This is a genomic window from Massilia puerhi (assembly GCF_009861485.1).
In genome coordinates, this window is sequence record NZ_WOFW01000001.1 from 606,871 (window position 1) to 629,274 (window position 22,404).

A 22,404-nucleotide genomic window follows, 5' to 3' on the forward strand; every position below is an offset into this window, starting at 1 on the left:
TACCATCAAGTTACAAAAAATCCAATGTAGGTGCCTGACTACCCGAGCCAGGCACGGTATCATGCCAGGCATTTATGCAGTATCAGTAGGCAGCGGAAACCAGAAAGTCACGCTATGAACGATCAGTCGAACCTCCTGGAAACAGGGCCCGAAAGCTCTGATGCCACTGATAGCATATCGAACGACCCTATTGCTGAGGGTTGCGCTAAGATAGCTGACTTCGATACTGAGGATGTTATTGTGAATCAAGATTCATACGGCATCCGTCTTACCGATACGCCCACCGGGCGTAACTCGGCTAGCATGCTCGTGAATAAAATGTACGCGTGGCGAGGCTATGCGGGCACGCATGTGCAGACGGACGATCCGAACCGGATCACGCTCACTGCAACCGACAAGGGCGATGTCGTAGGAACGCTCACGATCGGACTCGATTCCGAGATCGGGCTGATGGCCGACCAGATTTTTAAGGAAGAACTGGACGCGCATCGTGTGCGTGGTGCGCGATTGTGCGAGTTCACCAAGCTGGCATTCGACCCATCGGTACGTTCCAAGGCGTCGCTGGCCAATGTGTTCCATCTTGCCGTGATCTATGCGCGCGATATCCATGACTGTACCGACATCGTCATCGAGGTCAACCCACGTCATCGCCGTTTTTACCAGCAGATGCTCGGTTTCGAGCGCGTAGGCGAGATGAAGGTCAACCAGCGCGTGAACGCGCCAGCCTACCTGTTGCGCATCAACCTCGAGTACGTCACCAAGCAGATCAAGCAGTTTGGCGGCACGTTCGAAACCAATACCACCGAGCGCTCGTTCTACCCGTATTTCTTCTCCCCACGCGAAGAGGCCGGCATCATCAATCGACTGCGCCGTATCGACGATCACCACACCGCATGACGGGCAGACCGTCGTCCGCGGCTTTTCCTCTGTTACAGGAGGCAGCCTCTTCATGACGAAAAAATTTTCTTACGAGCAGGCGTTCGCACGCAATATCGGCTGGGTCACCAAGCAGGAACAAGCGAGCCTGGGCACCAAGCTGGTGGCAATCGCCGGTGGCGGCGGGGTCGGGGGCGTGCATCTGTTGACCCTGGCCCGCTTGGGCATTACCCGCTTCCGCATCGCTGACTTCGATACTTTCGATATCGCCAATTTCAACCGCCAGGTCGGCGCCACGATGTCGACGCTGGACCAGCCCAAGGTCGATGTGATGGCGCGCCTGGCGCGGGATATCAATCCCGACATCACGATCGACATGTTTCCGAACGGTATAGGTTCGGGCAATCTCGATGAGTTCCTCGCAGGAGCCGACCTGTACGTCGATGCGCTCGATTTCTTCGCCTTCGATGCGCGCAGGGATACCTTCGCGCGCTGCGCCAGCCTGGGCATACCAGCGATCACCGTGGCGCCGCTGGGCATGGGCGCCGCCCTGCTCAATTTCCTGCCGGGCCAGATGACGTTCGAAGAGTATTTTCGCTGGGACGGCCTGTCGGACGCCGACAAGGCAGTGCACTTCGTCGTCGGCCTGGCGCCGGCCGGCTTGCACCGTCCCTACCTAGTGGTGCCGGAGGCGGTCAACTTCGTCGAACAGCGCGGCCCCTCGACCATCATGGCCTGCCAGTTGTGCGCCGGCGTGATGGGCACCGAGGCGCTCAAGATCCTCCTCGGCCGCGGCAAGGTACTTGCCGCGCCTTACGGCATCCAGTTCGATGCCTACCGCAATAAGCTGGCCCGCACCTGGCGCCCTGGCGGCAACCGCAATCCCCTGCACCGCCTGATGATCGCGATCGGCAAACGCCAGCTGGCCAGGGATCTCGCAACAGCAGGGGCACGCGCATGACTGCTTCGATCGATACCGCCAGCCCAGCCTACAAAATCGCCGAGCTCGCTCGTTGGGCTCCCAGTGGCGACAATATGCAGACCTGGCGTTTCAGGATCGCCGCGCCCGACCATCTGGTCGTCCATGCGCACGACACGCGCGATCACTGCGTCTACGACCGCGATGGTCATCCCAGCCAGATCGCATTCGGCACCCTGCTCGAAACCATTGCCGTCGCCGCCACCGGCCAGGGCATGCGCGCGCGCATCACACGCCAGGAACTGAAGCTGCAAGCCGATTGCGACCCACTGGAACCGTTGCGGCTCGTGTTTGACGTGCATTTCACGCCCGAGCAGGGCCTAGCGCCGGATCCCTTGATCAGGGCCATCGATGTGCGTACCGTGCAGCGCCGCCCAATGCGTACCCAAGCACTCAGTGCCGAGCACAAGCGCATTCTGGAAGCGTCGGTGGGCCCCGCTTATGCGCTGGCATGGATCGAGGGTGCCGGCCCCAAGTGGAAGGTTGCGCAGTTGATGTTTAATAACGCCAAGCTGCGCCTGACCATGCCCGAAGCATTCCCGACCCATCGCGACATCATTCACTGGGGCGTGCAGAAAAGTCCCGACCGCGTACCAGCCGCCGCGCTGGGCGTCGATCTGGGAACGCTGGTATTGATGAAATGGGCGATGGGCAGCTGGAAACGCATGTCCACGGTGAACACCCTGATGGGCACCTGGGCGCCGCGTCTGCAGATGGACCTTATCCCGGGTATGGCCTGCGCCGCCCATTTCGTGCTCAAGGCCCACACCGAACCGAAGAGCATCGACGACTATATCGATGCCGGGCGTGCCTTGCAGCGCTTCTGGCTTACCATGACCAATCTCGGCCTGTTCATGCAGCCTGAAATGACGCCGCTGATTTTCTCGAAATATGTGCGCGAAAACAGGATGGATTTCACGGCCAAGGCAGGCCTGCAGGCATTCGCCAGGCAGCTCGAGCGCCAGACGGCCGAGCTGGTATTTACCGACGCGCTGCACCCGGTCTATATGGGGCGGATGGGCTACGGGCCAGCGCCACGGGCACGTTCGGTCCGGCGCGAGATGAACGAGTTGCTCATCGCATGAAATACAATGCAAATGAATGACAGCGGGCTGCGGCCCGCTTTTTTTTGGCGCTGTACCCGTTAGCTGTGGACGAGTACTGAACTGCTGAGCGAATCGGCAGTCCAACGCTTATCTGGGATGGTAATGGGCACTTGATAGCGGGATAGTGAATTCTGTCGAGCAATTGCTACGTATTGCATTCGACGTCATCGACAGCTAACAGGGACAGCGCCAAAAGAAAAGAGCGGGCAAGCCCGCTCTTCTTGCTAAGTCCTTAAAGCTCAGGCTTTCTTGACACGCTTGCGGCTGGCCACGCCAGCGCCCAGCATTGCAATGCCGAGCAGTGCGAGCGAACCTGGCTCTGGCACTTCTGCTTCAGGCAGACCCAGCTTGAACTGACCATTGTTGCCAACGAAGAAGTACTGGCCAGGAACATTGGCATAGGTGCCACCGGGGCAGCCTGGGCCCGAGAAACTGGCGTACTGGCAGGCGATTTCGCCAATCATATTACCCGATGGCTGACCCGTGGTATTTGCGTTGGTGAAGGCAAACGCCAGGAGTGCCGCTTCGGACAGATCGGTGCCATCGCCACTGAAGAAGTAGCCTGCATCCAGCGCGCCTGCGCCAGCGCGCGCATTCACGGTGACCTGGCCATTATTGATTGGGCTGCCATTGGCATCGACTTGGCCGCCGCCGCCTTGCAGAACCTGGAACTCTGCAATCAGCTCACCCACGTTCGAACCATAGATACCTTGAGTCGTACCGAAGGTGAAAGTATCGCTCCGATACATACGAATGACGCCGGCATCGAACTGGAACGAACCATTCGTGCTACCGACGCCGAACGTGCCAGTACCGGTTGCTTCAAACGTTGCAGTGATGTTACCGCGAGGGCCGAATGGACCAGTAGCACCATTATCGCCATAAGGCACATTGAATACCGCGTGTTCGCGGAAACTAAAGTTGCCAGGTGTGGTGCCACTCAATTGGATGAACGCATCGCCAGTGATGGTCAAGCTTTCATTGATGTTCACACCCGCAGCAAAACCGGTACCTGCAGGATTAAACGTCCAGTTGTTCAACACTGGGGCTGCGTACGCAGCGCTGGTGAAGGCCATCGAAAGTGCAGCAGCGCAGCCCAGTTTTTTCAGGAAATTCATGTTGGTCTTCCTTGCTTTAGGTTAATCGGTTAAACACATGATGTATTAGCAAATTGCGTGCCAATAGAAATAGTCCAGTTAAAACAACTACTTATAATCGTGCATGAAACGTTGGAAGACCAAAATGTAAAAAAAATCGACACCAACAAAAGTTGCTAAGTGGTTACATTCTCGCGTGGCGAGAGAAACGCTTTGTAGAAAAGATGTTGGCTAAGCAGTAGTGGCGGCATGCGTAGCCAGTTTCCGCGGATATACAAGGCAAACCGTGCCGCCGCATGCGAGCGGCCGTTGCAGCTCGGGTGCTGCGGCAGCAGGCTGCGCATGAATAGCGCATCCATCAATGCCAGCAGCGGTGCCGGTGGTCGACCACCGGCGGCTGCATCGAACACGGCCTGCGGTATCCTGCTGTCAAGCAGCCGCTCGGTGTAACGCATGGCATAGAACAAGGGCCGTGTCAGTTCGAGTTCGGCGGCCCGAGCCGGCAAGCCTTCCCAGAAACCCGGCTCGGTGTCGAACTGGTGCATCAGGCGGTACAGGTCGAATAGGTCGCGCAAGCCATGGTCGAATTCGCCGCCGGAGAATAAATGGACAGCACTGTGCAGGAACATGTCATGCGGGCACAGCGTATACAAATTTTCCATGCCAGCAATGGGGATAGCGGATGCGCGCAGCCTGGCTGGGTCGGGACGACTGGCCGCGGTCTCGGGCAGGATCGCATGGTGCACATCGATGGTATTGCCACGACGCACATGCACCATCGGCGGAATCTCATGCATCCATTCGCGGTAGTAGCGCTGATCATAGGGATCGTGATGGGTACTGGCCCAGCCATGCAGCATCAGCGCGCCTTCCACCTCGTCCAGCCGCGATTTGGGCACCAGGATGTCGATGTCCGAGAACAGCCGGCCGCGCCCGGCATCGAGCCCAGCCATCGAATATGCAGCGCCCTTCAGCAGGATGAGCGGCACACCGAGTCCCGCCAGCGCGGCACCGATACGCGCTACCTCATGCCGCACGCTGCGCGCATGGCCCGCAGCCGCCAGCCGGGCCCATTCCAGGTGCACGCGCGGGGCCGCTGGTACGGCGTCGAGCACGCCATTGTCTTCCAGCAGATAAAGCAAGCTCACCAGCAGGTTGGCATTGGCGGCCTGGCGCAGCAGCAGATCCCACTGGCCGAGGTCGAAGTCCACTGTGGCGTGCGGCGAGCGCAGCACGCGAACCAGAAGCGGCAGCGATGCCGGGCTCATGGCGCGTTTCCGGCCAGCGCATCGAAGATCGTCATTGCTTCATCGAGCTTGCTGTATTTGAAGGTATAGCCGGCGCTGCGCTCGGCAAGACCGGCCAGGGTCGCAAAGCCCTGCGCGCCGAGCAGCGTATAGTTGAAGGCATTGTCGGCCACGCGCATGAACAGGCGCGCCCGCGGCGTCGGTTCGAGCACCGCTGGCGCATCTGGCTCCCACTGCGGAAACACGATCGCATGTGGCGCCGCCAGTTCGCCGGCGCGATGGACGCTGGCGGCAGGTGGACGCAGGAGCCCGACCGTACCCTTCATGGTGCCATGCACGACCGAGCCAAACACGGCCTCCGGAGCGAACTCGCGGATCACGTCGATCGACCGGTTCTTCAGGCTGATCGGACGCGGCACCGGCACCAGCATGCCATCGCCATGCCGCACCAGCGTCAGTTCGTCCGACAGCAAGCGCCAGCCGCGGCAGGCCAGGGCCGCGCACAGAGTGCTCTTGCCTGAGCCCGGCGGGGCCGGCAGGATGATGCCGCGTCCATTCTTCTCGACCACGGCAGCGTGGATGACCAGATAGCCATGGGCGCGGTTCGACACGCACCAGTTCATCATCCACTCGCAGAAAGGCTGCGCCTGGGTTACGGGCAAGGGCTTGAATGGATGTCGTCCATCCTGTTCGAAACGGACTTGGGGCCGCCACCAGCGGCGCAGGCCGCCAGGCTGGCTCAGGTTCAGGTGGAAGTCGGCAAAGCCGCCCGCCGCGCGCAGCGGATAATCGCCGTACAACAGCGCCAGGCCGCTTGCAAGATGGGGGATGTTCGAGTGCAGTCGATTGACGAACGGCCCGGTCTGGAAATCGAGCCCGGGACCGTCCAGACACGCGCGTAACTGCGCCGGCGTCAGGGACGACACGTTCAGCATGGTTCGATCAGGTGTAGCGAGCACAGCTTGTCCAGCAGCGTGGTCAGATGCGCGCGGTCGATCGGGGTGCCTGCCAGCTCATCGTCATCAGCCAACGCCTGGGCGGCCAGTTCGGCGTCAAGCGCAGCCGCCAGGCCGGCCAGGTCGTCAGGTGCGCTAGCCAGCTGTTCGAGCAACCAGACGGCAGTGGAAGACAAGAGATGAGTGGAACCAGTCAGGTGGTTGAACAGGACGGCTTCGCCGTCCCACTCGCGTCGCATCAAACCTTGCCCGTCTGCCACGCGCCACGCATGGCGCGCCTCAGGCACGATAGGTCGATTCCAGGTACAGGCGCACGTCGTATGCCGTCCAGGTCACATTGGACGTCGGTGAATACGCTTGGTAGGTCTGCAGGTCATCCCACATCTTGAGCAGCGTCGTATCGTCCAGAACTGTCAATTTGCCCGACAAGATGTTCAGATAGGTCGTTGCCAGGGCACGGCCGATGAACTCGACATAGGCTACTTCACTCAGGATCTTCAGCACTTCGATGTCGGCAAACTCTGCTTCCGCCCCCCGACACTTGAACAGCGCGCCAAACTTGACATCCTTGGAACACGGCCACTGATCGGTCAACTCCACCCAGCGTTCGGGGCCGATTGCCTCGCAGCGGCCTCGCTCAACATAGTTGCTGTTATCACCATGTGATAGGGCAGCGGCGGACGGTGCAACGCATTGCGGTCCCGTCGCCATCGCCACCCTGCTTTCGAGGGTCAACAAGATACCGGCAGCGCCAATGCCTGCACGCGCGATGCGGCGGCGGCCCGCGTTCTGCACCTGCATCGGCGGCTTCGGGTTCTCATCACGAGCTGCTTGTTGTTCGGTCGACAATTTTATTCCCCTAACATGGAGTGCTCTCAGCGCACGGCACTATGCAGCAAATTCCATGCCCGAAATTTCAGACTGGAAAAAACCTTTACAAAACAAGCAGGTACTTGCCGCGCGTGGCAGGCGCGATCCTTATCGTAGCGATGAATACTGATTGGCTGTAAAAATAGTCGACAGTTAGAAATAACTCTCAGGAATCACCAAAATGTCTCCAGGCCGCATCATCACGTTGGCCGAAATGTCGCCGTCCCTGATCAAGTCATTCAGTCGTACGTTGAGCTTTTCCTGTTTGCCATCGACCATGCGTACGATACTGGCCTTGTTCCCGGCCGCGAAGTCAGTGACGCCGCCGACCGCGATCAGTACATCCATCAATGACATTTCACGGCGGTAAGGCAGGGCCTGTGGATTGGCCGCCTGGCCAATGACCCGAATCTGCTCGCTGAAGTTGCCAATGAAATTGGTCACGACGACAGTCACCACCGGCTGCTGGATGAACTTGGCCAACGCGCCTTCGATATCGCGGGCCAGCTGAGTCGATGTCTTGCCGGCAGCTGGCAGGTCTTCAACCAGGGGAGTGGTGATCTTGCCGTCGGGACGCACCGGGACCGACATCGATACTTCAGGATTACGCCATACAATGATATTGACCGCGTCGCCCGGGCCGATCAGGTAATCGGGATTAATGGGCGCCATTGCGGCAGCTGACGGCGCCGGCGGCGTGCTGCAAGCGCCCAGCAACAGCAGGCAGGCGATAGCGCCGGCTTTGGCCAAGGTATCGGTCAGGTGGCTCGTCTTGCTCACGTTCACTCCTTCAGGCTGTGACGCGGCGTCACCGCGCACCATTTACTAGTTAAAATTGTTATTTCACCATCAAAACGTCGTTATTGTATATCAGAGTCTTGTAGGAAACGGTATGCACAAATGAATTTGTTGCAACAAGAGCGACAGTCAATATCGCGCTACTCTTGTGTGCGTTGCATCAAGGCGTGTACATGACGTGCAGGAATCGCATAAGTGATGCCACTTGGGCTGGTGATGGCCGTCTCCTTCAAGCCTTTGACGAAGACCATATTGATCACAGCCAGAACCACCCCGGTATCAGGATCATACACAGGGCTGCCACTGTTGCCCGGATACGCCGTACCGTCAAGCTGATAGATCGTAAACGGTGCGCGCTGCAATTGCGTGATTGCGCGCGCATCAAGCTTGCGCGCATTGAGCGACGGGCGAACGATCGGGGTGATAGCGGCGAGCCCGGCCCGGTGGGTCGCAGGATGCAGGCCCAGGACCATCCCGAGCGGAAATCCGGTAAACGCCAGGGCCTGGCCTTCGCGCGCGTCGTCCTTGTCGGCCAGGCGCAATGCCGGCAGAGGTGACCCGCTCAGCCGCAAGTGCGCAAGGTCATGGTCGCGGTCGATTGCCACCACGGTAGCCGGCCGGAACACCGTGTCGCTGCCATCGGCTCCCGTGCGCACCACGATACCCAGCGTCTCCTTGCGCGCACCATCGAGGGCAGCCGGCACCACATGCGCATTGGTAATGACGCTCAAGCCATCGCCGACCGAGAACCCGGTTCCCGTAAAAGTGACTGCAGGGCTGCGGGTCTGCAAATATGTACCGACCCCAACGACCGAAGGCTTGACCATCGCTACCGTCTCGGGCAAAGAGGCAGCAACAGCCGGCCCACCCCACACGAAGGCAAGAACGAGGAAAAATGCGCGCGCGGCACGGCGACCGACTACGGATCGGCGCTCAAAGGGGGGATAGCTGAAGAAAGGACGATTCATAAGCAGTTCATATGGATGGGGTACATCTTCATCCACGGCTATCCAATCGTGCAAGGTATTTCAAAGCTAAGACATTAAAATAACGTTGCTTTACCACAGGAAATTTATTAAAGACAACTTTTTGTCAATGATGATACTCTTTTGTACTGACCTTGCTGTCCGTTGACCACAACCACGGTTACAAAGTTTCGCAAAATGCAACAAGCAAAAAGCTTGGATGTTTGCGATAATGCAACGTTATATGCGCATCATACGGCGTGATGTCATTCCTTCTGTTGTTTTGAAGAATAAGTGTTGTAGCACGATAGTATCGTATTTGCCGAATTTGCCAACATGCAATTGCAATTGCACATGCAACAAGCGATCATGCAGGATGTTTTTTTGACCGAGTCCGGTAACGGACCTTGAATGGCGAGACCAAAAGATGGCCGAAATCATAGCCCTAATCCTGAATTTCCTTAAAGCACTTGGAAAGTATCGTTGGCATGCGGTTGCCGTTACTTGGATAGTCGCTATCGCAGGATGGATTGTTGTACTTTCCCTGCCAAATCAGTACGAGGCGTCAGCTCGTGTATACGTTGACACACAAAGCATCCTGCGGCCGCTGATGTCTGGAATGACTGCAATGCCGTCGATGCAGCAGCAGGTCCTGTTCATGCGCCGTACCCTGTTCAGCCGTCCGAATGTCGAACGCGTTGTGCGCGAGGTCGATCTTGACGTCGGGGCAAAGAATCCCAAGGAACTCGATAAGATCGTCGACCAGATGATGTCCAAAATCAAGATGGCCGGGACCGAACGTGACGATATCTATACCATCAGTTATACCGCACCGACTGCCAAACAGGGACGCGACGTGGTCCAGGCCTTTCTCACCATTTTCGTCGAAGGCAGTTTCAGCGGCAAACGCAATGACTCCGAGCGCGCGGTCCAGTTCATCGATGACCAGATCCGCAGTTACGAAGAACGCCTGGTGAGCGCTGAGAATTCGCTCAAGGAGTTCAAGATCAAGCACATGGGCATGCTGCCCAACCAGGGTGCCGACTATAACTCGCGCATGATGTCGATGAGCGAATCCCTGAACCAGGCACGCCTGGAGCTTGCCGAAGCCGAGCAGGCGCGTAATGCAATCCGGCGCCAGATCTCGGGAGACACCCGCGGTGCCCCCGGCCAGCGTGCATTGCCGCTCATGACCGACCCGGCACTCGAAGAACGCATTGCCGCGGTCAACAAGGCACTCGACAGCCTGCGCACCCAGTACACGGAACAACATCCTGACATCGTGGCCAACCGCCGCCTGCTGGAGCAGTTGCTGGCACGCAAGGCCGAAGACGCGAAGACGGCGAAACCGAGCGCTGACCCTGGCGCCCGCTACAGCCCAATGCTGCAACAGCTGAACGTGGCGTTGTCCGAAGCCGAGGCGCGCGTGGCTGCGCTGCAGGCGCGGGTGAACGAGTACGGTGCACGCGTCACCACCCTGCGTGGCCAGAGCGCCCAGGTGCCGGAAATCGAAGCCCAGCTCGCCCAGCTCAACCGCGACTATGAAGTCAACCGCGAGAATTACCAGAAGCTGCTCCAGCGCCGTGAATCGGCAAAGATGTCGGGCGACCTGTCATCGGCAACCGAGTTGCTCAGTTTCCGTGTGATCGATCCGCCACTGGCGCCCAACAAACCATCCGGGCCTAATCGCCTGCAGCTATTCACCGCGGTGTTCATCGCCGCACTTGGCGCTGGCCTGGCCAGTGCATTCCTACTGAGCCAGGTACGTCCGACCTTCCTGAGCCAGGCCGCGCTGCGCGATGCCAGCGGGCTACCGATCCTGGGCGCGATCAGCATGAACTGGACCGCCGAACAGACCGTGCTCCGGAAGCGGCGCCTGATCGGCCTGGCTGCCGCGATCTTGCTGTTGTTTGGCGCCTATGGCACCGGCATGGCGGCCATTCTCGTGCTTCCCCTGTAAGGCTGTACCAAGGAGCGAATGTGAGCATTATCGAAAAAGCGGCCAGCCGCATCGACCAGCAGCGCCAAGCTGCTACCCCCGCCAGCGCCGGCAATGCCGAGCGCGACCCGATCGCCGGCGAACATCCTGGCAGCGTCCTGGTGGCGGCCGAGCCGATCAGCGCCGGACAGCCTGCCACCGCGGCAGAGGCTGGCGCCGCAATGGCGCCGGCGCCAGCCTCTGCTACTACACGCAGTGGAGCGCGCCGGGTCCAGCTGGATCTGGCACGCATGCGCGAGCAGGGCATGGTGACCGCGGCCGGCGGCCGCACCAACCTGCTGGAAGAATTCCGAGTCATCAAGCGTCCACTGCTCAAGCGTGCATTCGCCGAGCGCGCGCCACACAAGAACCCCGGCAACCTGATCATGATCACCAGCTCGTTGCCAGGCGAAGGCAAGACCTACAGCTCGATCAACCTGGCGATGAGCATTGCCATGGAACTGGACCATACGGTGCTGCTGGTCGACGCCGACGTGGCGCGGCCATCGGTGATGCGTACGCTGGGCTTGCCGGCACAGCGCGGCCTGATGGACATCCTGGTCGACGACAGCATCGACGTGTCGGACGTGCTGCTGCGCACCAACGTCGAAACCCTGGCCATCCTGCCAGCCGGCACCAGTACCCCGCACGCTACCGAACTGCTGGCCAGTTCGGCGATGACGGCCCTGGTCCATGAGCTGGCGCACCGTTATCCCGATCGCGTGATCATCTTTGATTCGCCGCCGCTGATGCTCACCAGTGAATCGCGCGAGCTGGCAAGTCACATGGGCCAGATCGTGGTCGTGGTGGAAGCCCAGACCACTACCCAGCACGCGGTCAAGGAAGCGCTGCATCGCCTGGAAGGTTTCGAGAACGTCAATCTCATCTACAACAAGACCCGCGATCTTCCCGGAATCGAAGAAAAGTATGACTATCACTATGGCTGAACCCCGGCGCGCGGCGCGCGCAGCGGGCTCCCTGCCACGCCTGCTGCCGCTCGCGGCGGCAATGCTGGCGACGACGCCGCTCAGCCACGCCCAGGGACAGTGGGACGTCATGCCGCGCGTCAGCCTGTACGAGCGCTACAGCGACAACGTCGGCCTGCGCAGGGATGACGAGGCACGGTCGCAATGGGTGACCGAACTGCGCCCCTCGGTGGCGGTGACTGGCAAGAGCCGGCGCCTGAACGTGGCTGCTTTCGCCAGCTGGCAGCAATACTATTACAGCGACAAGGACGAAGTACGCAGTCCGGTCGATAGCCGTCAGACCTACTCGGCTAACCTGCAGGGTACGCTGGTCGATCAGATGATGTATGTCGACGCCAGGGCCAGCAAGAGCAACCAGAACATCGTGGCTTTCGGCCCGGGGGCACTCGATAATCCTTACTCGCGAGAGAACCAGACCGACGTCAAGACCTGGAGCATCAGTCCGTATCTGGTACGCCGCATCGGGCGCGATGCCTCGATGCAACTGCGCTATACCCGCGACTCGGTCGATGGCGGTTTGCGCAGCACGTATGGATCCACCACGGGCGACACCGTGCTGCTCAACCTCGCCAGCGGCGCACAATTACGTACGCTTGGCTGGGGACTGACCTACGTACGCCAGGATATCGACAACCGCCTGCTCGGCGAATCGTCGTCCGAAGTCGTGACCGGGTCGCTGCGACATCAGTTCTCGCGTTCCTGGGCCGCGACGGCGACGGCCGGCCATGACACCTACGATTTCGAAGGTCCGGGTCCTGAAACGAAAGGCCATAACTGGTCGGTTGGCGGGGTCTGGACCCCCAGTACGCGCACCAGCATACAGGCATCGGCCGGGCGTCACCTGTATGGCAAGACTGGCGCCCTGAATGCGACGGTGCGCAGCCGCCGCACGGTGTGGGATGTGCAGTACAGCGACGCGATCACCTCGTCGCGTTCCCGATTCCTGCTGCCGGCCGCGGTCGATACCGCCGCGCTGCTCGATAACCTGTTCAGCAGTATCTTCCCCGATGCACTCGCACGCGAACGCGCGGTAGCCGCCTATATACAGGCCAACGGTTTGCCGAGCAGCATTGCCAGTGACATCACGTTCCTCAGTAATCGCTATGCCCGCGAGAAGCTGCTGCGTGGTTCGTTCGCCTGGCGTTCACCACGCGCGACAACCATCATGAGCGTCTACCGTACTGAACGACGGGCAATATCGGATCAGCAGAGCGACAACCCGCTGTTGGGCACGTCGATGTCCTCGCTCAACAACAATGTGCGGCAGCACGGCGCCAGCCTGAACGTCAACTACCGCTTCAGCCCGCGTACCAACCTGAATACCGGCGCCGATTACCGCTTCAGCGAGTCGCTCACGACCGGCATCGAATCGCGCCAGAGGACGATGTATGCGCGGCTTCACCGCGACCTGGGGCGTTACCTGCAAGGCAGCCTGGAAGTGCGCCGTCGTACCGGCGGCACGGATTTTGCCGGCCGCCGTGACTACACCGAAAACGCCGTGCTCGCCAACCTGACCATGACGTATTAAGCGAAGAGAACCCAGCAGATGTACGAATCCTACTACGGCCTGTCGGCCAAGCCTTTCCAGCTACGCCCCGATCCGCACTTCTTCTTCGGATCCAAGGGCCACAAGCGCGCCATGGCCTACCTCGAGTACGGCCTGTCGCAGGGCGAAGGCTTCATCGTCATCACGGGCGAGGTCGGCGCCGGCAAGACTACCCTGGTGCGCAACCTGCTCAACCGGCTCCCGCTGGACCAGATCGTGGCGGCCCACATCGTCAACACCAGCCTCGATCCGGAAGACACGCTGCGCATGGTGGTCTCGGCCTTCGGCCTGCCGTATGAAGGCGCCAGCAAGGCCGAGCTACTGAATCGCCTGGAGCAGTTCTTGCGCAGCGTGGACCGCCAGGGCAAGCGCGCCCTGCTGGTGATCGACGAGGCCCAGAACCTGAACGCACGCACGGTCGAAGAACTGCGCATGCTGTCGAACTTCCAGACCGACGACCGCTCGCTGCTGCAGACCTTCCTGCTCGGCCAGCCGGAGTTTCGCGCCACCCTGCACAGCCCCACCATGCAGCAGCTGCGCCAGCGCGTGATCGCCAGTTACCACCTGGGGCCGATGGACGCGCAGGAGACCCGCGCATACGTCGAGCACCGCCTGGCGACGGTCGGCTGGCAGGGCGACCCCTCGTTCGACGACGACGCCCACGCCGCCATCTACGCCTACAGCGGCGGCATCCCGCGCAAGACCAATACCCTGATGGACCGCGTGCTCCTGATGGGCTACCTGGAAGAACTGCGCGCCTTCAACGGCACGCATATCGGCGACGTGGTACGCGATATCTCGGACGAATTCCAGGCGCCCGATGGCCTGGGCGAACCCGATCCTGCCTCCACCCGCGACACCTCCGGTCAGCATGACCTGCAACACGGCGAACGCCGCGGCGCCAGCGTCGAGCAGCTCGACGAACGCATGATGCGGCTCGAGAAATCGATCGTGTCGGTGCTGTCGATCCTCAAGAAGATCGCGGCTACGCCCCCCGGCGCGGCGCGCCACATGGACAACCAGGACTGATTTTTCCAGGAAAGGACACGGCAATGAACATGACCACTCCCGCACAACGCCCGCGTCCCGCGCCAGGCGAAAAAATCCGCAATGCGATGACCTGCGACGTCGAGGATTACTTCCAGGTCTCGGCCTTCGCGCCCTACATCGACCGCGCCAGCTGGCCCACCCGCGAGTGCCGGGTCGAAGCGAATATGGGACGCATCCTGGCGCTGTACGAGCGCCATGGCGTGCGCGCGACCTTCTTCACCCTGGGCTGGATCGCGGAACGCTATCCAGCCATGGTGCGCCGTATCGTCGATGCCGGCCACGAACTGGCCAGCCACGGCTACAGCCACCTGCGCGCCTCGGACCAGAGCCGCGCCGAATTCGACAACGATATCCGTTCCAGCAAGGCCCTGCTGGAAGACATCGGCGGCCAGGCGGTGGTCGGCTACCGCGCCCCGAGCTTCTCGATCGGCCACGCCAACCTGTGGGCGCTCGACGCGCTGCATGAAGCCGGCTACAGGTACAGCTCGAGCATCTACCCGATCGCCCACGACCACTACGGCATGCCGGACGCGCCGCGCTTCGCCTTCTATCCGAACGGCCCGGACGGCCTGCTGGAAGTGCCGATCACCACCGTCAAGATGGCCGGCCGCAACCTGCCGGCCGGCGGCGGCGGATACTTCCGCCTGCTGCCCTATGCCCTGTCGCGCTGGATGATGGCCAAGGTCAACCGCGAAGACCGCGAACCGGCCCTGTTCTACTTCCATCCATGGGAAGTCGATCCCGGCCAGCCCCGCCCCGCAGGGCTTGGCGCCAAGGCGCGCTTCCGCCACTACATCAATATCGACCGCATGGAGCGGCGACTGGAATGCCTGGCGCGCGACTTCGCGTGGGACCGCATGGACCGCATCTTCCTGGACAAGCCATGAATTCGATCATCGAAGCGGCGCAGGCCAGGCGCGCGGCGCCAGGCGCCGCCGCCGGCGCCCCGACCCTGCACCTGATGCAGCCGCAGGATGCGGCGCGCTGGGACGCCTTCGTGCGCGCCTGCCCTTGCGCCACCTTCTTCCACCTGTCGGGCTGGCAGCACGTCATCGAGCAATCGTTCGGCATCAAGACCTGGTTCTATTTCGTGGAGCAGGACGGCCAGATCCAGGGCGTGCTGCCATTGGCCGAAATCAAGAGCCGGCTGTTCGGCCACGCGCTCGGCGCGATGCCGTTCTGCGTGTATGGCGGCGTGGCCGCGCTGGACGACACGGCGCGCCTGATGCTCGACCAGGCGGCCGACGCCCTGGCCAGGCAGCTCGGCGTGGGCCACCTCGAATACCGCGGCATGCAGCGCGCGCATCCGGACGACACATCCTGGCATACCAAGGAACTGTACGTCACCTTCCGCAAGGAGATCACGGGCGACGACGAGACCAACCTGAACGCCATCCCGCGCAAGCAGCGCGCCATGGTGCGCAAGGGGATCAAGCTCGGCCTCAAGGGCGTGGTCGAGGACAATGTCGAGCGCATGTTCGAGGCCTATGCCACCAGCGTGCTGCGCCTGGGCACCCCGGTGTTCCCGAAAAAATACTTCGCCCTGCTGCAGCAGACCTTCGGCGACGAGTGCGAGGTGCGCACCATCTATACCGAAGACGAGCGCCTGGTCGGCTCGGTGCTGTCGTTCTACTGGCGCGACGAAGTCGTGCCGTATTACGGCGGCGGCACCGACCTGGCGCGCTCGGTGGCCGGCAACGACTTCATGTACTGGAACCTGATGCAGGCGGCCGCCGCGCGCGGCTGCCGCCTGTTCGACTTCGGCCGCAGCAAGCTCGGTACCGGCGCCTACGACTTCAAGAAGAACTGGGGTTTCACGGCCGAGCCGCTGCCCTACGAATACAAGCTGTATGCCTCGAGCGCGCTGCCGGACAACAATCCGCTGAACCCGAAATACCAGTTGTTCATCAAGATGTGGAAAAAGCTGCCGCTGCCGGTGGCGAACTTCCTCGGTCCCTACATCGTGCGCAACCTGGGGTAATGTCGTGCAAGACCTGCTGCTGCTGATCCACCGCATCCCCTACCCGCCCAACAAGGGCGACAAGATCCGCTCGTACAACCTGCTCAAGCACCTGGCGCGCGACTACCGGGTGCACCTGGCGACGTTCGTGGACGACGCTGACGACTGGCAGTACGTGCCGACCGTCGAAGCGATGTGCGCCAGCAGCCATTTCGCGGCCTTGAATCCCACGCTGGCACGGGTGCGCAGCCTGGGCGCGCTGCTCAAGAACCGTTCGCTGTCACTGGATTACTACCAGGACGCCGGCCTGCAGCGCTGGGTCGACCAGACCGTTGCCGCGCATGCGATCAAGCGGGTGCTGGTGTTCTCGTCGGCGATGGCGCAGTACGCCGACAACGTCCCCGAGGCGCGGCGCGTGATCGACTTCTGCGACGTCGATTCGGACAAATGGCGCCAGTACGCCGACAAGAAATCCTGGCCCATGAGCTGGCTGTACCGGCACGAGGCGCGCCAGCTGCTGCGCTACGAGCGCAAGGTGGCCAGCGAGTATGACGCCTCGCTGTTCGTCTCGGGTCCCGAGGCCGATCTGTTCCGCCAGCTGGCGCCCGAAAGCACGGCGCGCATCGGCCACTTCAGCAACGGCGTCGACACCGATTACTTTTCGCCCGAGCATGAGCTGGCCAACCCCTACGCCCCCGGCGAACGGGCGCTGGTGTTTACCGGCGCCATGGATTACTGGCCGAATGTCGACGCGGTGCAGTGGTTCTGCGACGAGGTGTTCCCGCTGCTGCGCCGGCAAGATCCGGCGCTGCGCTTCTATATCGTCGGCTCGCGCCCGGCGCCGCAGGTCCAGGCGCTGGGCCAGCTGGCAGGTGTGACCGTCACCGGCACCGTGCCCGATGTGCGCCCCTACATCCGCCACGCGCGGGTGGCGGTGGCGCCGCTGCGCATTGCGCGCGGCATCCAGAACAAGGTGCTCGAGGCGATGGCGATGGCCACGCCGGTGGTGGTCTCGCCGCAGGCACTCGAAGGCATTGCAGCCGACCCGGGCCGCGAGCTGCTGCTGGCGGCCGATGCGCAGGACTTCGCCGACGCCGTCTGGTTGCTGCTCGGACGCGATGACAACACCATGGGCCTGGCCGCGCGCGCCAGGGTCGAACACCACTACAGCTGGCCGAGCAACCTGGCCTGCATCGGGGAGAGACTCGAATGCTACTGAAATCATCGCCCGTGGCGCCTGGCGCCGCCCTCCTGTCGAGCGCGCCCAGCCCCGCCCTGGCCCTGCTGGTGCTGACCATGCTGGCGCCGTTCGCCCTGTACTACGGCACCGTCGCCTCGATGGTGGCGACCTGGAACAGTTCCGAGACCTTCGCCCATGGCTATGCCATCCTGCCGATCAGCCTGTGGCTGATCTGGCGCCGGCGCGAACGCTTCGGCCAGCTTCCTGCCGTGCCGTATCCGCCGGCCCTGCTGCTGCTGGCCGTGCTGGGCGCCGGTTGGCTGGCCGGCCGTTTCGGCGACGTCTCGGTGGTGATGCAGTACTGTTTCGTGGCAATGATCCCGACCGCGACGCTGGCCCTGCTCGGCCCGCGCCTGGCGGGCGCCTTCGCCTTCCCGTTGATGTTTCTGTTGTTCGCGGTACCGTTCGGTGAAATTTTTATCGACCCGCTGATCCATGTCACGGCCGATTTCACGGTTTGGGCAGTGCAGGCTACCGGCATCCCGGTGCTGCGCAACGGCACCCGCTTCGACCTGCCTACCGGCTCGTGGTCGGTGGTGGAAGCCTGCAGCGGCATCCGCTACCTGATCTCGTCGATTACGCTGGGTAGCCTGTATGCCTACCTCACCTACAGCAGCAACCGCCGGCGCGCGGTGTTCATCGCGCTGTCGATCGTGGTGCCGATCGTGGCCAATGGCCTGCGCGCCTACATGATCGTGATGATCGGCCACTACAGCAGCATGGAACATGCGACCGGCGTCGATCACCTGGTCTACGGCTGGCTGTTCTTCGGCCTGATCATGTTCATCATGTTCTGGCTCGGCAGCTTCTGGCGCCAGGACGAGACACCGGCCCCGGCCAAACCGCGCGCTGACGCGGCGATCGACGCGGCCGTGGACGCGCCTGCCCGCGCCCGGGCTGGCGCTGCCCGCCTCATGCCGATGGCGGTCGTGGTAATTGGACTGCTGGCATTGTGGCCCGCCTTCTCCTTCGTCAACGAGCGCGCCAACCTCAACCCGGCGCCGGTCCAGCTGGGCGAACCCGACATCAGGCTGGCCCAGGCCAGCGACTTCCCCGACTGGCAGGTACGCTACATGGAACCGGATGCGCGCCTGCTGCGTACCTGGCAGGTGCCGGGCGCCGAGCGTCCGGTGCGTCTCGAAATCCTGTACTACCGCAACCAGGACAAACAGAAAGGCCTCATCAGTTCCGTGAACCGCCTGACCGGCAACAAGGACGCCTTCCATCCGCTGACCAGCAGCAACCGCAGCGAAACGTTTGGCGCACGCGCACTGCCGCTACGCGAAACCATCCTGAACAGCTCCAATGGCAAGCTGCTGGTATGGCAGACCATGTGGATCAACGGCGACTACCTGACCAGCAACGTGGCCGGCAAGCTGCGCCAGGCGCAGGGACGCCTGCTGTTCCAGGGCGACGATGGCGCCGCGGTGCTGCTGGCCGTCCCCTATAACGACGATCCAAAAACCGCGCGCGCCGCCCTGCGCGCCTTCGTGGCAGGCCACTTCGGCGCGGTGGATACCGCACTGCAGGCGACCCGGGAACGTTGAGCATGGCCGCAATCGCATCATCCGCGCACGCCTGCCAGCCGCCGCTGGTCGTGCACCTGATCTACCGGCTCGACATCGGCGGCCTGGAAACGCTGCTGGTCGACGCCATCAACCGCATGCCGGCCGAGCGCTACCGGCATGCAGTGGTATGCCTGACCGACTACACCGAGTTCGCCGCACGCATCACGCGTCCCGGCGTGGAGCTGTTCGCGCTGCACAAGCTGCCCGGCGCGGCGCCGCGCACGCACCTGGACCTGTGGTACCTGCTGCGCCGGCTGCGCCCGGCGATCCTGCACACCTATAACCTGGGCACGATCGAGTACGCGACCACCGCGCTGCTGGCGGGCGTGCCGGTGCGGGTGCATGCCGAGCACGGCCGCGACGCCGGCGACCCCCAGGGCCTGAACCGCAAGCACAACCTGCTGCGGCGACTGGTGGCGCCCTGCATCGACCGCATCGTGCCGGTCTCGCGCGACCTGCACGCCTGGCTGCGCGACGCGGTCGGCATCGCCGAGCGGCGGCTGTGCCTGATCGACAACGGCGTGGACACCGAGCGCTTTCGCCCGGCCCTGCCCGGCGAATCCGGCGCCGAAGCCTGGCACGACGATCCGCACGCCTTCGTGATCGGCAGCGTGGGCCGGCTGCAGGACGTCAAGGACCAGGCCACCCTGGTGGACGCCTTCGCGCTGCTGTGCCGCATGCTGCCGCAGGAGCCCCTGCGGCTGGTGCTGGTCGGCGACGGCCCCTTGCGCGCGTCGCTGGCGGCGCAAGTGGCGGCGAACGGCCTCCAGGACCGGGTCTGGCTGGCCGGTGCGCGCGCCGACGTGGCGCCGGTGATGCGCGGCTTCTCGCTGTTCGCACTGTCGTCGATCGCCGAAGGCACGCCGGTCACGCTGCTCGAGGCGATGGCCAGCGGCCTGCCGGTGGTATCGACCGCCGTGGGCGGCATTCCCGACCTGGTGGCCGACGGCGCCAATGGCGCCCTGGTGCCGCCATCGAACCCGCAGGCCCTGGCGCAGGCGCTGGCCGCCTACGTGCGCGATCGGGCCCTGGCCCAGGCCCATGGCGCGGCCGGGCGCGCGCGCGTCGAACGACAATACAGCATGCAGGCCATGCTGGAGGCCTATCTTGCGCTGTACGACGGCCTGCTACACTCCAAGAACAAAGTAAATGAAGCGATCACACCATGTGCGGAATAGTTGGCATTCTTGACCTGAAGGGCGGCCGCGAGATCGCGCGCGACCTGCTCGACCGTATGAACCAGACCCAGTTCCACCGCGGACCGGTCGAAGGCGACCTGCACCTCGAGCCGGGACTCGGCTTCGGCCACCGGCGGCTGTCGATCATCGCCCTGGAAGCCGGGCTGCAGCCGCTGTTCAACGAAGACGAGACGCTGGCGCTGGTCTTCAATGGCGAAATCTATAATTTCCGCGAACTGCGCACCAAACTGCAGGCGCTGGGCCATGTGTTCCGCACACCCTCCGACAGCGAGACCATCGTCCACGCCTACGAGCAGTGGGGCCACGCGTGCGTGAACCACCTGCGCGGCATGTTCGCCTTCGCGATCTGGGACCGTCCGCAACAGACCCTGTTCATGGCGCGCGACCGCCTCGGCATCAAGCCGATGCACTACGCGCTGCTCGACGACGGCATGTTCGCCTTCGGCTCGGAACTGAAGTCGCTGCTGGCGCTGCCCGGCCTGAAGCGCGAGATCTGCCCGCTGGCGGTCGAAGAGTATTTCGCCTACGGCTACGTGCCCGAACCGCGCACCATCTTCACTGGCGCCCACAAGCTGCTGCCGGGCCACACGCTCACCTTGCGCGTCGGCCAGCCGGTGCCGAAGTCGAAGCAGTACTGGGACGTGCCGTTCACGCCGCACCAGCAGATGACCGAGCGCGATATGGAAGGCGAACTGATCGCCCGCCTGCGCGAGGCGGTGGAAAGCCACCTGATCGCCGACGTGCCGCTGGGCGCCTTCCTGTCCGGCGGCGTCGATTCGAGCTCGATCGTGACCATGATGGCCGGCGTCGGCAGCGCGCCGGTCAACACCTGCTCGATCGCCTTCAACGACCCCTCGTTCGACGAATCGGAATACGCGCGCCAGGTCGCCGAGCGCTACCAGACCAACCACCAGTGCGAAACCGTCGACAAGGACGACTACGGCCTGATCGACACCCTGGCCGGCCTGTACGACGAGCCATATGCCGACAGCTCCGCGATCCCGACCTACCGGGTCTGCCAGCTGGCGCGCAAGCGCGTCACGGTGGCGCTGTCGGGCGACGGCGGCGACGAGAACTTTGCCGGCTACCGCCGCCACCGCATGGCGATGGGCGAGCAGCGCGTGCGTTCGATGCTGCCGCTGGCCCTGAGAAAACCGGTATTCGGCCTGCTGGGCAAGGCCTATCCGAAAGCCGACTGGGCGCCGCGCGTGCTGCGCGCCAAGACCACCTTCGAGGCGCTGGCGCGCGACCTGACCGAAGGCTACTTCCATGGCGTGTCGATCAATAACGACCGCCAGCGCAAGCAGCTGTTCTCGGACAGCTTCCGCCAGCGCCTGCAGGGCTACCGCGCGGTCGAGGTCATGCGCGGCTATGCCGACGCGGCGCCGACCGACGATCCGCTGTCGCTGATCCAGTACCTGGACATGAAGACTTACCTGCCGGGCGATATCCTGACCAAGGTCGACCGCGCCAGCATGGCGCATGCGCTCGAGGTGCGGGTGCCGCTGCTCGACCACCAGTTCGTCGAATGGGTGTCGGGATTGCCGTCCGACTGCAAGCTGCGCAACGGCGAAGGAAAGCACATTTTCAAGAAGGCGCTCCAGCCCTACCTATCGGACGACATCCTGTACCGCAAGAAAATGGGGTTTTCAATCCCGCTCGCGGCCTGGCTGCGTGGACCACTGCGTGAGACCATGCAGCGCGCGGTACTCAATCCGGCACTGCTCGACACCGGAATCTTCAATGTCGCCTACCTGAAGCAGATGGTGGACGAGCACCAGGCTGGGACCAAGGACCATGCGACGACGCTGTGGTCGGTGCTGATGTTCGATGCATTCTTGCGCAAGAATGGAGCCGGCACGGCAACAATGCAGCAATGACCAGAATGCTCCAGCAATCGATACGGACTGTCGAGACGGCTTGCCTATGCAACTGCGCCGAACGCGCGCATCATCCGATAGTTGCGCCATACTACCCGCGCAG

The 22,404-nt window shown here is 62.5% G+C and carries 20 protein-coding genes; 13 read left to right on the forward strand and 7 right to left on the reverse strand.

Features of this window, described 5'->3' with window-relative positions; translation table 11 throughout:
• Positions 1 to 240: 240 nt before the first annotated feature.
• The 3 genes from GNT67_RS02660 to GNT67_RS02670 are packed head-to-tail and all read left to right on the forward strand — an operon-like array spanning position 241 to position 2,940.
• Complete coding sequence (locus tag GNT67_RS02660) at positions 241 to 897, forward strand: N-acyl amino acid synthase FeeM domain-containing protein (RefSeq protein ID WP_441295124.1); 657 nt, start codon at positions 241 to 243, stop codon at positions 895 to 897.
• Positions 898 to 949: 52 nt separating this feature from the next.
• Positions 950 to 1,837, forward strand: a complete 888-nt coding sequence (locus GNT67_RS02665) for a ThiF family adenylyltransferase (protein WP_159628321.1) — start codon at positions 950 to 952, stop codon at positions 1,835 to 1,837.
• The gene (locus GNT67_RS02670) at positions 1,834 to 2,940 is read left to right on the forward strand and encodes a nitroreductase family protein (RefSeq protein ID WP_159628323.1); all 1,107 of its coding nucleotides are present in this window, start codon (positions 1,834 to 1,836) and stop codon (positions 2,938 to 2,940) included. Before GNT67_RS02665 ends, GNT67_RS02670 begins: the two co-directional genes overlap by 4 nt.
• A 260-nt stretch (positions 2,941 to 3,200) precedes the next feature.
• Here GNT67_RS02670 and pepA read toward each other — a convergent pair whose 3' ends face one another.
• The 7 genes from pepA to GNT67_RS02705 all read right to left on the reverse strand — a co-directional run bounded on the left by pepA (position 3,201) and on the right by GNT67_RS02705 (position 8,897).
• Positions 3,201 to 4,079 carry a flocculation-associated PEP-CTERM protein PepA gene (pepA, locus tag GNT67_RS02675; RefSeq protein WP_159628325.1) on the reverse strand — a complete coding sequence of 293 codons (879 nt, stop codon included), beginning with the start codon at positions 4,077 to 4,079 and terminating at the stop codon, positions 3,201 to 3,203.
• A 155-nt stretch (positions 4,080 to 4,234) separates the two neighbouring features.
• Positions 4,235 to 5,326 carry a nucleotidyltransferase domain-containing protein gene (locus GNT67_RS02680; protein WP_159628327.1) on the reverse strand — a complete coding sequence of 364 codons (1,092 nt, stop codon included), beginning with the start codon at positions 5,324 to 5,326 and terminating at the stop codon, positions 4,235 to 4,237.
• Positions 5,323 to 6,240, reverse strand: a complete 918-nt coding sequence (locus tag GNT67_RS02685) for an HprK-related kinase A (protein WP_159628329.1) — start codon at positions 6,238 to 6,240, stop codon at positions 5,323 to 5,325. The genes GNT67_RS02680 and GNT67_RS02685 overlap by 4 nt, the downstream gene beginning before the upstream one ends.
• Positions 6,234 to 6,500, reverse strand: a complete 267-nt coding sequence (locus GNT67_RS02690; RefSeq protein ID WP_159628331.1) for an HPr-rel-A system PqqD family peptide chaperone — start codon at positions 6,498 to 6,500, stop codon at positions 6,234 to 6,236. Before GNT67_RS02690 ends, GNT67_RS02685 begins: the two co-directional genes overlap by 7 nt.
• 40 nt (positions 6,501 to 6,540) lie before the next feature.
• Entirely contained in the window at positions 6,541 to 7,110 is a 570-nt protein-coding gene (locus GNT67_RS02695; protein ID WP_159628333.1) for a hypothetical protein, read from the reverse strand.
• Positions 7,111 to 7,284: 174 nt separating this feature from the next.
• On the reverse strand, positions 7,285 to 7,953 hold the full coding sequence (locus GNT67_RS02700; RefSeq protein WP_159628335.1) for an XrtA/PEP-CTERM system exopolysaccharide export protein: 669 nt from the start codon (positions 7,951 to 7,953) through the stop codon (positions 7,285 to 7,287).
• Between the two features lie 116 nt (positions 7,954 to 8,069).
• Positions 8,070 to 8,897, reverse strand: a complete 828-nt coding sequence (locus GNT67_RS02705; protein WP_159628337.1) for a S1 family peptidase — start codon at positions 8,895 to 8,897, stop codon at positions 8,070 to 8,072.
• Between the two features lie 424 nt (positions 8,898 to 9,321).
• Between GNT67_RS02705 and GNT67_RS02710 the strand changes: the two genes are divergently transcribed.
• The 10 genes from GNT67_RS02710 to GNT67_RS02755 are packed head-to-tail and all read left to right on the forward strand — an operon-like array spanning position 9,322 to position 22,301.
• Positions 9,322 to 10,854, forward strand: coding sequence for an XrtA system polysaccharide chain length determinant (locus GNT67_RS02710; protein WP_159628339.1), 1,533 nt, complete (start codon positions 9,322 to 9,324; stop codon positions 10,852 to 10,854).
• Positions 10,855 to 10,874: 20 nt separating this feature from the next.
• A complete protein-coding gene (locus GNT67_RS02715; RefSeq protein ID WP_159628341.1) occupies positions 10,875 to 11,819 on the forward strand; it encodes an XrtA-associated tyrosine autokinase in 945 nt (314 codons plus the stop codon).
• Positions 11,800 to 13,386 carry a TIGR03016 family PEP-CTERM system-associated outer membrane protein gene (locus tag GNT67_RS02720; protein ID WP_159628343.1) on the forward strand — a complete coding sequence of 529 codons (1,587 nt, stop codon included), beginning with the start codon at positions 11,800 to 11,802 and terminating at the stop codon, positions 13,384 to 13,386. Before GNT67_RS02715 ends, GNT67_RS02720 begins: the two co-directional genes overlap by 20 nt.
• 18 nt (positions 13,387 to 13,404) lie before the next feature.
• A complete protein-coding gene (locus tag GNT67_RS02725) occupies positions 13,405 to 14,433 on the forward strand; it encodes an XrtA/PEP-CTERM system-associated ATPase (RefSeq protein ID WP_159628345.1) in 1,029 nt (342 codons plus the stop codon).
• A gap of 23 nt (positions 14,434 to 14,456) precedes the next feature.
• Positions 14,457 to 15,341 (forward strand): XrtA system polysaccharide deacetylase, encoded by an 885-nt coding sequence (locus GNT67_RS02730; protein ID WP_159628347.1) that lies wholly within the window; start codon positions 14,457 to 14,459, stop codon positions 15,339 to 15,341.
• Positions 15,338 to 16,435 (forward strand): FemAB family XrtA/PEP-CTERM system-associated protein, encoded by a 1,098-nt coding sequence (locus tag GNT67_RS02735; RefSeq protein ID WP_159628349.1) that lies wholly within the window; start codon positions 15,338 to 15,340, stop codon positions 16,433 to 16,435. Before GNT67_RS02730 ends, GNT67_RS02735 begins: the two co-directional genes overlap by 4 nt.
• A 4-nt stretch (positions 16,436 to 16,439) precedes the next feature.
• Positions 16,440 to 17,633 (forward strand): TIGR03087 family PEP-CTERM/XrtA system glycosyltransferase, encoded by a 1,194-nt coding sequence (locus GNT67_RS02740; protein ID WP_159628351.1) that lies wholly within the window; start codon positions 16,440 to 16,442, stop codon positions 17,631 to 17,633.
• Complete coding sequence (xrtA, locus tag GNT67_RS02745; RefSeq protein WP_159628353.1) at positions 17,624 to 19,201, forward strand: exosortase A; 1,578 nt, start codon at positions 17,624 to 17,626, stop codon at positions 19,199 to 19,201. Before GNT67_RS02740 ends, xrtA begins: the two co-directional genes overlap by 10 nt.
• Positions 19,202 to 19,203: 2 nt before the next feature.
• Positions 19,204 to 20,400: a TIGR03088 family PEP-CTERM/XrtA system glycosyltransferase gene (locus GNT67_RS02750; protein ID WP_159628355.1), complete on the forward strand. Its 1,197-nt coding sequence runs from the start codon at positions 19,204 to 19,206 to the stop codon at positions 20,398 to 20,400.
• A complete protein-coding gene (locus GNT67_RS02755; RefSeq protein WP_159628357.1) occupies positions 20,388 to 22,301 on the forward strand; it encodes an XrtA/PEP-CTERM system amidotransferase in 1,914 nt (637 codons plus the stop codon). Before GNT67_RS02750 ends, GNT67_RS02755 begins: the two co-directional genes overlap by 13 nt.
• The last annotated feature ends 103 nt before the right edge of the window (positions 22,302 to 22,404 follow it).